The organism is Pseudomonas sp. P106(2024) (assembly GCF_057480815.1).
Genome location: NZ_JBLIYU010000006.1, coordinates 243094 through 258650, shown reverse-complemented (window position 1 = coordinate 258650; position 15557 = coordinate 243094). Strand labels below are relative to the sequence as shown.

Genomic DNA, 15557 nt, shown 5'->3' with positions numbered 1-15557 from the left:
ACATCCATCGGTAACCCTGGCTGTCACCGATTTCGCCCAAATGCGGGGCTTGTGGAAACATTCGCGTGCCATTTGAGTGCATTGCTGCGAGCATTTTGTGCGGGGTCGCACGCTGCACTTGCCGGAATACAAGGCTTTGCCAATAATGGGCCCGCTTATTGCTTTGGGTATAGGTTATTTCTCTTTTGCTCTTGCATATCTCGCAGGAGCTGTCAATATCGCCCGCCGCGGTTCCTGGCGCTTCTGTAATTAGTTGTCGCTTTGAAGAAATATCGACCACCGGGCTGTCGCTAGAATGCCACTCACTCGCTCGTGGTCTGCGACCTTGGTCGAAACCTGCGCGGCTCGCGCTGTACCCATTCGCATATCGGGCAGCCGTTACAACTGCCTTGTATTGCCCCGTACCGATGGAGTTACCTGATGAAGAAGCTCGCACTGCTTGGCGCCATGGCGCTTTCCGTGTTTTCCCTGGTATCGCAGGCCGATGAGAAGCCGTTGAAGATCGGTATCGAGGCCGCCTACCCACCCTTCGCCTTCAAGCAACCCGATGGCAGCCTCGCCGGCTTTGACTACGACATCGGCAACGCCCTGTGCGAACAGATGAAAGCCAAGTGCACCTGGGTCGAGCAGGAGTTCGACGGCCTGATTCCGGCGCTGAAAGTGCGCAAGATCGACGCCATCCTCTCGTCCATGTCGATCACTGATGATCGCAAGAAGTCGGTCGACTTCACCAAGCGCTACTACCTCACCCCGGCGCGTCTGGTCATGAAGGAAGGCACTGCCGTCAGCGACAGCCTGGTTGAGCTCAAGGGCAAGAAGATCGGCGTGCAGCGCGGCTCGATCCATGATCGCTTCGCCAAGGAAGTCCTGGGCGCGCAAGGCGCTACCGTCGTGCCTTACGGCACCCAGAACGAAATCTACCTGGACGTCGCCGCCGGTCGCCTGGACGGTACCGTGGCCGACGCCACCCTGCTTGAAGACGGTTTCCTGAAAACCGACGCCGGCAAGGGCTTCGCCTTCGTAGGCCCGGCCTTCACCGATACCAAGTACTTCGGTGACGGTGTCGGCATTGCCGTGCGCAAGGGCGACACCGCCAACGCCGAGCGCATTAACGCGGCCATCGACGCTATCCGTGCCAACGGCAAATACAAAGAAATCGAGAAGAAGTACTTCAACTTCGATATCTACGGTCCAGACTCGAAGTAAGCCCTCGAGTTTCACCTGTGCAATGGTGCAAACAGCAGAATCTCTGAGGTTTGCACCATTTTTCATTCCCAAGCCCTGAGGAATTCGAATCATGTTGAAAGGCTATGGGGCAGTCATCCTCGATGGGGCGTGGCTGACGCTGCAGCTCGCCCTGTCGTCGATGGCCCTGGCCATCGTCCTCGGCCTGATCGGCGTGGCGCTGCGCTTGTCGCCGGTGCGCTGGCTGGCCTGGCTGGGGGATCTGTATTCCACGGTGATCCGTGGCATCCCTGACCTGGTCCTGATCCTGCTGATCTTCTATGGCGGCCAGGACATCATCAACCGGGTGGCGCCGCTGCTCGGCTATGACGACTACATCGACCTGAACCCGCTGGTCGCCGGCATCGGCACCCTGGGCTTCATCTTTGGTGCCTACCTCTCGGAAACCTTCCGCGGCGCTTTCCTGGGTATTCCCAAGGGGCAGGCCGAGGCGGGCGCGGCCTATGGCATGAGCGGTGTCCAGGTGTTCTTCCGCATCATGGTGCCGCAGATGATCCGTCTGGCGATCCCTGGCTTCACCAACAACTGGCTGGTGCTGACCAAGGCGACCGCGCTGATTTCGGTGGTCGGCCTGCAGGACATGATGTTCAAGGCCAAGCAGGCGGCGGACGCCACCCGCGAACCTTTCACCTTCTTCCTCGCGGTGGCGGCGTTGTACCTGGTGCTGACCAGTGTCTCGCTGCTGGCGCTGAAGTATCTCGAGAAGCGCTACTCGGTGGGCGTCAAGGCGGCTGAACTATGATCTTCGACTACAACGTCATCTGGGAGGCCATGCCGCTTTATCTGGGCGGCCTGCTGACCACCCTCAAGCTGCTGGCGCTGTCGCTGCTGTTCGGTCTGCTGGCGGCTGTTCCGCTGGGTCTGATGCGCGTCTCCAAGCAGCCGCTGGTGAACATGAGTGCCTGGCTGTACACCTACGTGATCCGCGGCACGCCGATGCTGGTGCAGCTGTTTTTGATCTACTACGGCCTGGCCCAGTTCGAGGCGGTGCGCGAAAGCTTCCTGTGGCCGTGGCTGTCCAGCGCGACCTTCTGCGCCTGCCTGGCTTTTGCCATCAACACCAGCGCCTACACCGCCGAGATCATCGCTGGCAGCCTCAAGGCCACGCCTCACGGCGAGATCGAGGCGGCCAAGGCCATCGGCATGTCGCGCATGAAGATGTACCGCCGCATCCTCCTGCCTTCGGCGCTGCGCCGGGCGCTGCCGCAGTACAGCAACGAAGTGATCATGATGCTGCAGACCACCAGCCTGGCGTCGATCGTCACCCTGATCGACATCACCGGTGCCGCGCGCACGGTCAACGCCCAGTACTACCTGCCTTTCGAGGCCTACATCACGGCGGGCGTGTTCTACCTGTGCCTGACCTTCATCCTCGTGCGCCTGTTCAAGATGGCCGAACGCCGCTGGCTCGGCTACCTGGCGCCGCGCAAGCACTGACCGCTCTGTGAGATCCGACAGCATGTACAAACTCCAAATCCAAGACCTGCACAAGCGCTACGGCAGCCATGAGGTGCTCAAGGGCGTCTCCCTCGAAGCCAAGGCAGGCGACGTCATCAGCATCATCGGCTCCAGCGGTTCGGGCAAATCGACTTTCCTGCGCTGCATCAACCTGCTGGAGCAGCCGCACGCGGGCAAGATCCTGCTCAACAACGAAGAGCTCAAGCTGGTGGCCGGCAAGGACGGCGCGCTCAAGGCCGCCGACCCGAAACAACTGCAGCGCATGCGCTCGCGGCTGTCGATGGTGTTTCAGCATTTCAACCTCTGGTCGCACATGACCGCGCTTGAGAACGTCATCGAAGCGCCGGTGCACGTGCTGGGGGTGAACAAGAAGGAAGCGCTGGAGAAGGCCGAGCACTACCTGGCGAAGGTCGGCGTGTCCCATCGCAAGGATGCCTTCCCTGGCCACATGTCCGGCGGCGAGCAGCAGCGCGTGGCCATCGCCCGCGCCCTGGCCATGGAGCCTGAGGTGATGCTGTTTGACGAACCGACCTCGGCGCTCGACCCGGAGCTGGTGGGCGATGTGCTCAAGGTCATGCAGTCGCTGGCCCAGGAAGGCCGCACCATGGTCGTGGTCACTCACGAGATGGGCTTTGCCCGCGAGGTGTCCAACCAGCTGGTGTTCCTGCACAAGGGTTTGGTGGAGGAGCGCGGCTGCCCGCGCGAGGTGCTGGTCAATCCGCAGTCCGAGCGCCTCAAGCAGTTCCTTTCCGGCAGCTTGAAGTAATCGCTGCACATTTGCACCCTAATGGGGCATGCTGCGCCATCCGCGCGGCACGCCCTGGCGCCACAAGCGCGAACCCTTCCTTCCAGGTTTCGGACCACGCCCTATGACCACCCAGCGAATCGGATTTCTCATCTGGCCAAGTACCAAGCCGCTGACCCTGGCGTTGGCTGAAGAGGTGCTGCAGGTGGCCCAGCGGGTGCATCCGGACGTGGTCTACGAGTTGAGCTATTTGCAGGCCGAAGCCGGGCAGGAGGGCCCCTGGCGCTTGCCGGGCGAGGCATGGAACGGTCGTCTCGAGGGTTGCCACAAACTGTTCCTGCTGGCCGATGAGCCACCGGTGACAATCGGATCGTCGCTGTCCGCCGCGCTCAAGCAACTGGCGCGCAGCGGCTGCATGATCGGTGGCCTGTCCGCCGGCGTGTACCCGCTGGCGGCGCTGGGCCTGCTCGATGGCTACCGCGCCGCGGTGCACTGGCGTTGGCAGGATGATTTCGCCGAGCGCTACCCCAAGGTGATCGCCACCAGTCATCTGTTCGACTGGGACCGTGACCGCCTGACGGCCTGCGGTGGCATGGCAGTGACCGACCTGTTGCTGGCGGTGCTGGCGCGCGATCATGGCGCGGAGCTGGCGGGCGCGGTGTCCGAAGAGCTGGTGGTCGAGCGTATCCGTGAAGGCGGCGAGCGCCAGCGCATTCCGCTGCAGAATCGCCTGGGCTCCAGTCATCCCAAGCTCACCCAGGCGGTGCTGCTGATGGAGGCCAATATCGAGGAGCCGCTGACCACCGACGAGATCGCCCAGCATGTGTGCGTGTCCCGTCGCCAGCTGGAGCGGATTTTCAAGCAGTACCTCAATCGAGTGCCCAGTCAGTATTACCTGGAGCTGCGCCTGAACAAGGCACGGCAGATGCTGATGCAGACCAGCAAGTCGATCATCCAGATCGGGCTGTCCTGCGGGTTCTCCTCGGGGCCGCATTTCTCCAGTGCGTACCGCAACTTCTTTGGCGCCACGCCGCGTGAAGACCGTAACCAGCGGCGCAGCAGCAGCCCATTCGAGCTGAGTTCGGCGCCGGCCGAGCGGGGCTGAAGACCTTCCTTCCTGCGAAGACGCTATCGCGGGGCGGGCCCGCTCCCACGGCTTGCGCTGTGTGTGGGAGAGGGTTTGCCCCGCGATGGGGTTTATATATGTGAACACCCGTTCACCCAATTCTCGCCGGGCATCTCCCCGACACCCCGTCCTCCCGTTACACTGCGCGATTGCGACACTGTTTGTCGCATTGCCGAAAACCGCGTGAAAACACGGTTTGGCGCTGTAACAAGTTGTCGCCTGGCAGCAAGGACAGGCGCCAATCAGTCCTTACAATCCCCTCATCGCTCGCCACTTCCAGGCCAGCGTTCCTCTTCAGGAGACTCAGATGTCCGTTGAGCAAGCCCCGGTGCAACGTGCCGATTTCGACCAGGTCATGGTTCCCAACTACTCCCCGGCGGCGTTCATTCCTGTACGAGGCGAGGGTTCCCGAGTCTGGGACCAGACCGGTCGCGAGCTGATCGACTTCGCCGGCGGCATCGCCGTGAATGCCCTGGGCCACTGCCACCCGGCGCTGGTCAAGGCGCTCACCGAGCAGGCCAACACCCTCTGGCACGTCTCCAACGTGTTCACCAACGAGCCGGCCCTGCGCCTGGCGCACAAGCTGGTGGACGCGACCTTTGCCGAGCGCGCGTTCTTCTGCAACTCCGGCGCCGAGTCCAACGAGGCCGCCTTCAAGCTGGCCCGTCGCGTCGCCCACGACCGCTTTGGCCCGGAGAAGCACGAGATCATCGCGACCGTGAACAGCTTCCACGGTCGTACCCTGTTCACCGTCAGCGTCGGTGGCCAGCCCAAGTACTCCGACGGCTTCGGTCCGAAGATCACCGGCATCAGCCATGTGCCATACAACGACCTGGAAGCGCTGAAGGCACAGATTTCCGACAAGACCTGCGCTGTGGTCATCGAGCCGATCCAGGGCGAGAGCGGCGTGGTCCCGGCCGACAAGGCCTACCTGGAAGGCGCGCGCAAGCTGTGCGATGAGCACAACGCATTGCTGATCTTCGACGAAGTGCAGACCGGCGTTGGCCGTACCGGCTCGCTGTATGCCTACCAGCACTACGGCGTGACCCCGGACATCCTGACCAGCGCCAAGAGCCTGGGTGGCGGCTTCCCGATCGGCGCTATGCTGACCACCAGTGACCTGGCCAAGCACCTGGCCGTCGGCACCCACGGCACTACCTACGGCGGCAACCCGCTGGCCTGTGCCGTCGCCTGCGCCGTGCTGGATGTGGTCAACACCCCGCAAACCCTGGCAGGCATCAAGGCCAAGCATGAGCGCTTCAAGGCCCGTCTGGAGAAGATCGGCCAGGAAACCGGCTTGTTCACCCTGGTGCGTGGCGTCGGCCTGCTGATCGGCTGCGTGTTGAGCGAGGCCTGGAAAGGCAAGGCCAAGGACATTCTAAACGCCGCCGAGAAGGAGGGCGTGATGGTTCTGCAGGCCGGTCCCGACGTGGTGCGCTTCGCCCCGAGCCTTGTGGTCGAGGATGCCGACATCGACGAAGGCCTGGATCGTTTCGAACGTGCCGTGGCAAAACTGACCAAGGGCTGATCGCCCTTCGCCGGCCTCCAGACGGGGCCGGCGATACCTGAATTCCAGTGCGGGCACCTGCTTGCAGGTGGTGGCGCGTGCCCGCCGTTTTTCCGTGTCGATGTGATCGGCGCGCTTTCCCGAAAGGAGTGACACCATGCTGGTGATGCGCCCCGCGCAAATGGCTGATCTGAACGAAGTGCAGCGCATGGCTGCCGACAGCCCCATTGGTGTCACCTCGCTGCCGGATGACGCCGGCCGCCTGGGCGACAAGATCGCCGCCTCGGAAACCTCCTTCGCCGCCGAGGTCAGCTTCAATGGCGAGGAGAGCTACTTCTTCGTGCTCGAGGACAGCGCCACCGGCAAACTGGTCGGCTGCTCGGCCATTGTCGCCTCGGCCGGCTACTCCGAGCCGTTCTACAGCTTTCGCAACGAGACCTTCGTGCACGCCTCCCGCGAGCTGAAGATCCACAACAAGATCCACGTCCTGTCGCTGTGCCACGACCTCACCGGCAACAGCTTGCTGACCAGTTTCTACGTGGTGCCGGAGCTGGTGAGCAGCGCCTTCGCCGAGCTCAACTCCCGCGGCCGCCTGCTGTTCATGGCCGCGCACCCTGAGCGCTTCGCCGACTCGGTGGTGACCGAGATTGTCGGCTACAGCGACGAGCAGGGCGAGTCGCCGTTCTGGGACGCCATCGGCCGCAACTTCTTCGACCTCAACTACGCCGACGCCGAGCGCCTCTGCGGCCTCAAGAGCCGCACTTTCCTCGCCGAACTGATGCCGCACTACCCGATCTATGTGCCGCTGTTGGCCGACCAGGCACAGGAAGCCATGGGCCAGGTGCACCCGCGGGCGCAGATCACCTTCGACATCCTCATGCGCGAAGGCTTCGAGACCGAGCACTACATCGACATCTTCGACGGCGGCCCGACCCTGCACGCCCGCGCCTCGGGTATCCGCTCCATCGCCCATAGCCGGGTGGTGCCGGTCAAGCTCGACCAGACGCCGGTCAAGGGTGGCCGTCCGTACCTGGTGTGCAATGGCCAGTTGCAGGATTACCGCGCCGTGCTGCTCGAGTTGGACTGGGTGCCGGGCAAGCCGGTCAGCCTGAGCGGCGAAGCCGCCGAGGCCCTGGGGGTCGGCGAAGGCGCCAGCGTGCGCCTGGTCGCGGTCTGAACCGCCGCAACAGAGAGTTTCGCGGCAGGCACAGACCGCCGCACAAGGAGATAGCATGATCGTTCGTCCTGTACGCAGCAGCGATTTACCCGCGCTGATCGAATTGGCCCGCAGCACCGGCACCACCGGGCTGACCACGCTGCCCGCCAACGAGGAGCGCCTCGGCCAGCGCGTCGGCTGGGCCGAGAAGAGCTTTCGCGGCGAAGCCGAGCGCGGCGACACCGACTACCTGTTCGTGCTGGAGAACGACGAAGGCCTCGTGGTCGGCATCAGCGCCATCGCCGGTGCCGTCGGCCTGCGTGAGCCCTGGTACAACTACCGGGTCGGGCTGACCGTCAGCGCCTCGCAGGAACTGAACATCTACCGCGAGATTCCCACGCTGTTCCTGGCCAACGACCTGACCGGCAACTCCGAGCTGTGCTCGCTGTTCCTGCGCAGCGACTACCGCAGCGGTCTCAATGGTCGTCTGCTGTCCAAGGCGCGGATGCTGTTCATCGCCGAGTTCCCGCAGCTGTTCGGCAACAAGATCATCGCCGAGATGCGCGGCATGTCCGACGAGGCAGGCCGTTCGCCCTTCTGGGAGAGCCTGGGCCGGCACTTCTTCAGGATGGAGTTCAGCCAGGCCGACTACCTGACCGGCGTGGGCAACAAGTCGTTCATCGCCGAGCTGATGCCCAAGTTTCCACTGTACACCTGCTTCCTCTCGGAAGCGGCGCGCAACGTCATCGGTCGCGTGCACACCGACACGGAGCCGGCGCTGGCCATGCTCAAGCGCGAAGGCTTCAACTACCAGGGTTACGTCGACATCTTCGACGCAGGTCCCGCCATCGAGTGCGAGACCTCGAAGATCCGCGCTGTGCGTGACAGCGAGACCCTGGTACTGGCCGTCGGCACCCCGGGTGACGACGCCACCCCTTACATCATTCACAACCGCAAGCGCGAAGATTGCCGCATCACCGCCGCACCGGCGCGCCTGGCGGCAGGCACTCTGGTGGTCGATCCGCAGACTGCCAAGCGCCTGCGCCTGGGCGCCGGCGACAATGTCCGCGCCGTGCCGCTGTCCGCCGCTCGGGAGGCCCAGTAAATGAACACGCATTACATCGCCGGCCACTGGCTGGCCGGCCAGGGTGAAACCCTGCAGTCGCTCAATCCCGTCACCCAGGCGGTGATATGGCAAGGGCAGGGCGCCGACGCCACCCAGGTCGAAGCTGCCGTGCAGGCCGCCCGCCAGGCGTTCCCGGCCTGGGCTTCGCTGAGCCTGGAAGCGCGTATCAGCGTGCTGGAGGCCTTCGCCGACAAGCTCAAGGCCAATGCCGAGGCGTTGTCGCGCTGCATTGGTGAGGAAACCGGCAAGCCTCTGTGGGAGTCGGCTACCGAAGTGACCAGCATGGTCAACAAGGTCGCCATCTCGGTGCAAAGCTATCGCGAGCGCACCGGCGAGAAGAGCGGCCCGCTGGCCGACGCCACCGCCGTGCTGCGGCACAAGCCCCATGGCGTGGTGGCGGTGTTCGGCCCGTACAACTTCCCCGGCCACTTGCCCAACGGGCACATTGTTCCGGCGCTGCTGGCCGGCAACTGCGTGGTGTTCAAGCCCAGCGAGCTGACCCCGAAGGTCGCCGAGCTGACGGTGCAGTGCTGGATCGAGGCTGGCTTGCCGGCCGGCGTGCTCAACCTGGTCCAGGGCGCTCGCGATACCGGCGTCGCGCTGGCCGCTAACCCGGGTATCGATGGCTTGTTCTTCACCGGTTCCAGTCGCACCGGCAACCTGCTGCACCAGCAGTTCGCCGGCCGCCCGGACAAGATTCTCGCCCTGGAAATGGGCGGCAACAACCCGCTGGTTGTCGATGAGGTCAAGGACCTGGACGCTGCGGTGTACACCATCATCCAGTCGGCGTTCATCTCCGCCGGCCAGCGCTGCACCTGCGCCCGCCGCCTGCTGGTGCCGCAGGGCGCCTGGGGTGACGCGCTGATCCAGCGCCTGGTCGAGGTGAGCCGCAACATCAGTGTGGGTGCCTTCGATCAGCAACCCGCGCCATTCATGGGCTCGGTGATATCGCTGCAGGCGGCCCGCGCGCTGCTGGCGGCCCAGGCCGACCTGCTCGCCAAGGGCGCGGTGACGCTGCTGGAGATGACCCAGCCGCAGGCCGACGCGGCCTTGCTCACGCCGGGCATCATCGATGTCAGCGCCGTGGCCGAGCGCCCGGACGAAGAGTTCTTCGGCCCGCTGCTGCAGGTGATCCGCTACGCCGACTTCGATGCGGCGATCAAGGAGGCCAACAACACCCAGTACGGCCTGGCCGCCGGCCTGCTGTCGGACTCCAATGCCCGCTACCAGCACTTCTGGCTGCGCAGCCGCGCCGGCATCGTCAACTGGAACAAGCAGCTGACCGGCGCCGCCAGCAGCGCGCCGTTCGGTGGCGTCGGCGCCAGCGGCAACCACCGCGCCAGCGCCTACTACGCGGCGGACTACTGCGCCTACCCCGTGGCTTCGCTGGAGACCGCGAGCCTTGCACTGCCGGCGACCCTGACGCCGGGCGTCACCCTATAACAACCGGTCTCGGAGCCTTGCCGATGAAATCCTTTGAAGTGAATTTTGATGGCCTGGTGGGGCCGACCCACAACTACGGCGGCCTGTCCTACGGCAACGTGGCCTCGCAGAGCAACAGCCAGCAGGGTTCCAACCCGCGCGAGGCGGCGCGCCAGGGCCTGGCGAAGATGAAGGCGCTGATGGAAATGGGCTTCAAGCAGGGCGTGCTGGCCCCGCAGGAGCGCCCGGACGTGGCCGCCTTGCGCCGCCTGGGCTTCACCGGCAGCGACGGCGAAGTGATCCAGCGCGCCGCGAAGGAAGCCATGCCGCTGCTGGTCGCCAGTTGCTCGGCCTCGAGCATGTGGGTGGCCAACGCCGCCACCGTCAGCCCCAGCGCCGACACTGCCGATGGCCGCGTGCACTTCACCGCCGCCAACCTCAACTGCAAGTACCACCGCAGCATCGAGCACCCGACCACCAGCCGTGTGCTGGGCGCCATGTTCAGCGATGACAAGGTCTTCGCCCACCATGAGGCGCTGCCAGCGGTGGCCCAGTTCGGTGACGAGGGCGCGGCCAACCACACCCGCTTCTGCCGCGCCTATGGCGAGGCCGGCGTCGAGTTCTTCGTCTATGGCCGCAGCGCCTTCGACAGCCGCTATCCCGCGCCGCAGAAGTATCCGGCGCGCCAGACCCTGGAAGCCTCCCAGGCTGTCGCTCGCCTGCACGGGCTGAGCGATGATGGCGTGGTCTACGCTCAACAGAATCCGGCGGTGATCGACCAGGGCGTGTTCCACAACGACGTGATCTCGGTGGGCAACGGCGAGGTGCTGTTCTACCACGAGGACGCCTTCCTCGAGACCCACGCGGTGCTCGGCCAGTTGCAGGCTAAACTGGCCAGCAAGGGTGGCAACTTCCAGGGTATCTGCGTGCCGCGCGCGGCAGTGACGGTGGAGGACGCGGTGCGTTCCTACCTGTTCAACAGCCAGTTGCTCAGCCGCGAGGACGGTTCGATGCTGCTGGTGGTGCCGGAAGAGTGCCGCAACAACGAGCGCGTCTGGGCTTACCTGAGTCAATTGACCAGCCGGGGCGGTCCGGTGAAGGAGGTCAAGGTGTTCGACCTCAAGCAGAGCATGCAGAACGGTGGCGGCCCGGCTTGCCTGCGTCTGCGTGTGGCGCTGAAGGAAAACGAACTGGCGGCGGTCAATCCAGGCGTTATCATGACCGCCTCGCTGTACGACACCCTGGTGCAGTGGGTCGACAAGCATTACCGCGATCGCCTCGGCGAAGCGGACCTGGCCGACCCGCAGTTGCTGGTGGAATGCCGCACGGCCCTGGATGAACTGACCCAGATCCTCAAGCTGGGTTCGGTGTATCCGTTCCAACGCCAACCTTGATAGAGAGAAATTGCAATGTCCGACGCCCTGCGCCTGATCCTGGAAGATGAAGACGGCACCCAGCTGGAAACCTCCTGCACCCGTTTTGCCGTGGTCTGGCAAGGCAAGGAAGTGTGGATCCAGCAGGACGGCCGCGGCCAGCTGCTGATCGGCGTCGATGTCGAGGAAGACGACACCGAGTACGCCAATCTGCTGCTGCGCCCGATGGCCACCAACCTGGTCAGCCTGCAACTGGAAATGGAACCGGCCGACGTCGCCGGTGACGACGACCACGTCCACGGCCCGGACTGCGGCCACCACCACTAAGGAAGCGCCTATGCTCGCCCTTGGCAAACTGCTTGAGCTGACCCTGACCGATCACGAACCGGCCGAGAAGACCCAAGTGACCACCCGGGGCGTGCGTTTGCGCTGGCTGGGGGAGGGTGCGCTGGAAGTGCGTCCGCCCGAAGGTGAGGATTGCGGTCTCGACCTGCTGTTGTCGGCCGGTATCCATGGCAACGAGACGGCGCCGATCGAGCTGCTCGAAAGGCTGCTGCACGGTGTTGCAAACGGCAAGATCAAGCCGCGCGCGCGGGTGCTGTTCCTGTTCGGCAACCCAGCGGCGATCCGCAAGGGCGAGCGCTTCATCGAACAGGACATCAACCGCCTGTTCAATGGCCGTCATGAACTCTCCAGTGGCTTCGAGGCGCTGCGTGCCGCCGAGCTCGAACAGTTCGCCCGGGTGTTCTTCAGCACGCCCGAGCGCACCCGCCTGCATTACGACCTGCATACTGCCATTCGCGGGTCGAAGATCGAGCAGTTTGCCCTGTATCCCTACAAGGAAGGTCGCCGGCATTCCCGACGCGAGCTGGCCCGTCTGGCTGCGGCCGGCATGGAGGCGGTGCTGCTGCAGAGCAAGTCGTCGATCACCTTCAGCGCATTCACCTACGAGCAGCTCGACGCCGAGGCTTTCACCCTGGAACTCGGCAAGGCCCGCCCGTTCGGGCAGAACGAAGAGGTCAACCTCGACCGGCTCGAGGCGCGCCTGATCCAGCTCATCGAGGATACCGAGCCGCAAACCGAGCAGTCCCTGGATGGCCTCAAGCTGTTCAGCGTCGCCCGCGAGATCATCAAGCACAGCGACAGCTTCCACCTGCACCTGCCGGCGGACATCGAGAACTTCTCCGAGCTGAGCAAGGGTTACCTGCTGGCCGAGGACCTGGCAGAGACGCGCTGGGTGGTGGAGGAGGAGGGCGCGCGGATCATCTTCCCCAACCCCAAGGTGAAAAACGGGCTGCGCGCCGGCATCCTCATCGTGCCGGATTCGGGGCAGCGGCTGGCTTAAGCCTTGCGCGACCCCGGCAATATCAGCTTCGCTACTGAGATCTCCGGGGCTGCTACGCAGCCCTTTCGCGACACAAGGCCGCTCCTGCAGGAGTGCTGCGCGCCTGGCTGGTTTTGGATCCTTTCGGTGATGAAATTCTTTTAATTCACCAAGCTGTTAATTTTCCCCGCCCCGGGACCGTAATTGGCTTGCCAGTAGCGAAACGCTGGCTTTAGCATCGCGGTCATGCCGTTTTCAATTGCTGTAGTCCGACAAACCGTCCATTCGACGGTTTCTATCGCATAAACACACTGCACCGAGACTGCAGGACCGATATAATGCGGCCCTTTGCCGTCGTTTCGTCGATTCGACGCGTGGCCGCCGTTTCCGTGGAAGAACCTATGAAAAGCGCAGAAATCCGTGAAGCCTTCCTCCGCTTCTTCGAAGAGCAGGGACATACTCGCGTTGCCTCCAGCTCCCTGATCCCGGGCAATGACCCGACCCTGCTGTTCACCAACGCCGGCATGAACCAGTTCAAGGACTGCTTCCTCGGCCAGGAAAAGCGCGCCTATACCCGCGCCGTGAGCAGCCAGAAGTGCGTACGCGCCGGCGGCAAGCACAACGACCTGGAAAACGTCGGCTACACCGCCCGTCATCACACCTTCTTCGAGATGCTGGGCAACTTCAGCTTCGGCGACTATTTCAAGCGCGATGCCATCACCTTCGCCTGGACCTTCCTGACTTCGGACAAGTGGCTGAACCTGCCGAAGGAAAAACTGTGGGTCACCGTCTACGCCAGTGACGACGAAGCCTACGACATCTGGACCAAGGAAGTCGGCGTGCCGGCCGAGCGCATGGTGCGCATCGGTGACAACAAGGGCGCCCCGTACGCTTCCGACAACTTCTGGACCATGGGCGACACCGGCCCGTGCGGCCCATGCACCGAGATCTTCTACGACCACGGCGCCGACATCTGGGGCGGCCCACCCGGCTCGCCGGAAGAAGACGGCGACCGCTACATCGAGATCTGGAACAACGTCTTCATGCAGTTCAACCGCACCGCCGACGGTGTCCTGCACCCGTTGCCCGCCCCGTCGGTGGACACCGGCATGGGCCTGGAGCGCATCAGTGCGGTCATGCAGCACGTGCACTCGAATTACGAGATCGACCTGTTCCAGAGCCTGCTGGCTGCTGCCGCCAAAGCCATCGGTTGCGCCAATGACGATCAGCCGTCGCTGAAAGTGGTCGCCGACCACATCCGTTCCTGCGGCTTCCTGATCGCCGACGGCGTGTTGCCGTCCAACGAAGGCCGCGGCTACGTGCTGCGCCGCATCATTCGTCGTGCCTGCCGCCACGGCAACAAGCTGGGCGCCAAGGGTAGCTTCTTCCACAAGATCGTCGCCGCGCTGGTGGCCGAGATGGGCGAAGCGTTCCCTGAGCTCAAGAGCCAGCAGGCACACATCGAGCGCGTGCTCAAGACCGAGGAAGAGCAGTTCGCCAAGACCCTCGAGCAGGGCCTGCGCATCCTCGAGCAGGACCTGGCACAACTGCAGGGCAAGGTCGTGCCGGGCGACGTGGTGTTCAAGCTGTACGACACCTACGGCTTCCCCATGGACCTGACCGCCGACATCGCCCGCGAGCGCGAGCTGACCATCGACGAAGCCGGCTTCGAGCGCGAGATGGAGGCCCAGCGTGAGCGTGCCCGCTCCGCCAGCGCCTTCGGCATGGACTACAACAGCCTGGTCAAGGTCGACACCGCCACCGACTTCCTCGGCTACGACGCTACCGAAGGTCAGGGCAAGGTCATCGCTCTGTACAAGGACGGCCAGGCCGTTGAGCAACTGGCAGAAGGCGAGGAGGGCGTTGTTGTCCTTGATCGCACCCCGTTCTACGCAGAGTCCGGTGGTCAGGTCGGTGACAGCGGCTATCTGCAGGCCGGCGCCGTGCGCTTCGACGTGCGCGACACCACCAAGACCGGCGGTGCCTTCCTGCACCACGGCGTGGTCGCCAGTGGTGCGCTGACTGTCGGCGCCGTGGTTGATGCTCGCGTCGATGCCGAAGTGCAGCACGCCACCTCGTTGAACCACTCCGCCACTCACCTGCTGCACGAAGCCCTGCGCCAGGTGCTGGGTGAACACGTGCAGCAGAAAGGCTCGCTGGTAGACAGCCAGCGCCTGCGTTTCGACTTCAGCCACTTCGAGGCGGTCAAACCGGAGCAGATCAAGGCCCTGGAAGACATTGTCAACCGCGAGGTGCGTCGCAACACCGAGGTGCAGACCGAGCTGACCGACATCGAGACCGCCAAGGCCAAGGGCGCCATGGCGCTGTTCGGTGAGAAGTACGGCGACACCGTGCGCGTGCTGAGCATGGGCGGTGACTTCTCCGTCGAGCTGTGCGGCGGCATCCACGCCAAACGCACTGGCGACATCAGCCTGTTCAAGATCATCAGCGAAGGCGGCGTGGCCTCTGGCGTGCGCCGTATCGAAGCGATCACCGGCGCTGCTGCGCTGGCCTACCTGAACACTGCCGAAGAGCAGGTCAAGGAAGCCGCGCAACTGGTCAAGGGCAATCGCGACAACCTGATCGACAAGCTGTCGGCTGTGCTCGAGCGCAACCGCCAGCTGGAAAAGCAGCTTGAGCAGCTGCAGGCCAAGGCCGCCAGCGCCGCCGGGGATGATCTCTCCAACGCGGCCGTTGAGGTCAAGGGTGCCAAGGTCCTCGCCGCCCGCCTGGATGGGCAGGATGGCAAGGCGCTGCTGGCGCTCGTCGATCAACTGAAAAACAAGCTCGGCCACGCAGTGATCCTGCTGGGCAGCGAGCATGAGGGCAAGGTCGTGCTGGTGGCTGGCGTGACCAAGGACCTCTCCAGCCAACTCAAGGCTGGCGACCTGATGAAACAAGCTGCTGCGGCGGTCGGTGGCAAGGGCGGCGGTCGTCCTGACATGGCCCAGGGCGGTGGCGTCGACGTCGCCGCGCTGGACCAGGCGCTGGCCCTGGCCGTGCCGTTCGCCGAGCAGGGACTTTGAGATGGCGGGGGCGTCGGTCTGGTCGGCGTCTCCGCCATGTTGGATTGTT

General features: G+C 64.1%; 13 protein-coding genes. All 13 read left to right on the top strand.

Features of this window, described 5'->3' with window-relative positions:
- Positions 1 to 420 precede the first annotated feature (420 nt).
- Positions 421 to 1206, top strand: coding sequence for an ABC transporter substrate-binding protein (locus AC25M7_RS12995; protein WP_486971125.1), 786 nt, complete (start codon positions 421 to 423; stop codon positions 1204 to 1206).
- 91 nt (positions 1207 to 1297) lie between these two features.
- Entirely contained in the window at positions 1298 to 1987 is a 690-nt protein-coding gene (locus tag AC25M7_RS12990) for an ABC transporter permease (RefSeq protein ID WP_028691070.1), read from the top strand.
- Positions 1984 to 2682: an ABC transporter permease gene (locus tag AC25M7_RS12985; protein ID WP_050706737.1), complete on the top strand. Its 699-nt coding sequence runs from the start codon at positions 1984 to 1986 to the stop codon at positions 2680 to 2682. Before AC25M7_RS12990 ends, AC25M7_RS12985 begins: the two co-directional genes overlap by 4 nt.
- Before the next feature lie 22 nt (positions 2683 to 2704).
- Complete coding sequence (locus AC25M7_RS12980; RefSeq protein WP_023630946.1) at positions 2705 to 3469, top strand: ABC transporter ATP-binding protein; 765 nt, start codon at positions 2705 to 2707, stop codon at positions 3467 to 3469.
- A 103-nt stretch (positions 3470 to 3572) separates the two neighbouring features.
- The gene (argR, locus tag AC25M7_RS12975) at positions 3573 to 4553 is read left to right on the top strand and encodes a transcriptional regulator ArgR (protein ID WP_028691068.1); all 981 of its coding nucleotides are present in this window, start codon (positions 3573 to 3575) and stop codon (positions 4551 to 4553) included.
- Positions 4554 to 4881: 328 nt separating this feature from the next.
- The gene (locus tag AC25M7_RS12970; RefSeq protein ID WP_028691067.1) at positions 4882 to 6102 is read left to right on the top strand and encodes an aspartate aminotransferase family protein; all 1221 of its coding nucleotides are present in this window, start codon (positions 4882 to 4884) and stop codon (positions 6100 to 6102) included.
- Positions 6103 to 6238: 136 nt separating this feature from the next.
- Positions 6239 to 7258 (top strand): arginine/ornithine succinyltransferase subunit alpha, encoded by a 1020-nt coding sequence (gene aruF / locus AC25M7_RS12965; RefSeq protein WP_307942272.1) that lies wholly within the window; start codon positions 6239 to 6241, stop codon positions 7256 to 7258.
- 55 nt (positions 7259 to 7313) lie between these two features.
- Positions 7314 to 8342, top strand: a complete 1029-nt coding sequence (gene astA, locus AC25M7_RS12960) for an arginine N-succinyltransferase (protein ID WP_486971124.1) — start codon at positions 7314 to 7316, stop codon at positions 8340 to 8342.
- A complete protein-coding gene (gene astD / locus AC25M7_RS12955; protein WP_062360656.1) occupies positions 8343 to 9806 on the top strand; it encodes a succinylglutamate-semialdehyde dehydrogenase in 1464 nt (487 codons plus the stop codon).
- Positions 9807 to 9829: 23 nt separating this feature from the next.
- The gene (astB, locus tag AC25M7_RS12950; protein WP_062360657.1) at positions 9830 to 11179 is read left to right on the top strand and encodes an N-succinylarginine dihydrolase; all 1350 of its coding nucleotides are present in this window, start codon (positions 9830 to 9832) and stop codon (positions 11177 to 11179) included.
- A gap of 15 nt (positions 11180 to 11194) precedes the next feature.
- Complete coding sequence (locus AC25M7_RS12945; RefSeq protein WP_011534960.1) at positions 11195 to 11485, top strand: hypothetical protein; 291 nt, start codon at positions 11195 to 11197, stop codon at positions 11483 to 11485.
- A gap of 10 nt (positions 11486 to 11495) precedes the next feature.
- Positions 11496 to 12503: a succinylglutamate desuccinylase gene (astE, locus tag AC25M7_RS12940; protein ID WP_486971123.1), complete on the top strand. Its 1008-nt coding sequence runs from the start codon at positions 11496 to 11498 to the stop codon at positions 12501 to 12503.
- Positions 12504 to 12883: 380 nt separating this feature from the next.
- Positions 12884 to 15508: an alanine--tRNA ligase gene (alaS, locus tag AC25M7_RS12935; RefSeq protein ID WP_028691061.1), complete on the top strand. Its 2625-nt coding sequence runs from the start codon at positions 12884 to 12886 to the stop codon at positions 15506 to 15508.
- Positions 15509 to 15557: the final 49 nt, after the last annotated feature.

Coding starts and splice junctions, on each gene's coding strand:
- AC25M7_RS12995 (WP_486971125.1), top strand. CDS start 421: ATGAAGAAGCTCGCACTGCTTGGCGCCATGGCGCTTTCCGTGTTTTCC.
- AC25M7_RS12990 (WP_028691070.1), top strand. CDS start 1,298: ATGTTGAAAGGCTATGGGGCAGTCATCCTCGATGGGGCGTGGCTGACG.
- AC25M7_RS12985 (WP_050706737.1), top strand. CDS start 1,984: ATGATCTTCGACTACAACGTCATCTGGGAGGCCATGCCGCTTTATCTG.
- AC25M7_RS12980 (WP_023630946.1), top strand. CDS start 2,705: ATGTACAAACTCCAAATCCAAGACCTGCACAAGCGCTACGGCAGCCAT.
- argR (WP_028691068.1), top strand. CDS start 3,573: ATGACCACCCAGCGAATCGGATTTCTCATCTGGCCAAGTACCAAGCCG.
- AC25M7_RS12970 (WP_028691067.1), top strand. CDS start 4,882: ATGTCCGTTGAGCAAGCCCCGGTGCAACGTGCCGATTTCGACCAGGTC.
- aruF (WP_307942272.1), top strand. CDS start 6,239: ATGCTGGTGATGCGCCCCGCGCAAATGGCTGATCTGAACGAAGTGCAG.
- astA (WP_486971124.1), top strand. CDS start 7,314: ATGATCGTTCGTCCTGTACGCAGCAGCGATTTACCCGCGCTGATCGAA.
- astD (WP_062360656.1), top strand. CDS start 8,343: ATGAACACGCATTACATCGCCGGCCACTGGCTGGCCGGCCAGGGTGAA.
- astB (WP_062360657.1), top strand. CDS start 9,830: ATGAAATCCTTTGAAGTGAATTTTGATGGCCTGGTGGGGCCGACCCAC.
- AC25M7_RS12945 (WP_011534960.1), top strand. CDS start 11,195: ATGTCCGACGCCCTGCGCCTGATCCTGGAAGATGAAGACGGCACCCAG.
- astE (WP_486971123.1), top strand. CDS start 11,496: ATGCTCGCCCTTGGCAAACTGCTTGAGCTGACCCTGACCGATCACGAA.
- alaS (WP_028691061.1), top strand. CDS start 12,884: ATGAAAAGCGCAGAAATCCGTGAAGCCTTCCTCCGCTTCTTCGAAGAG.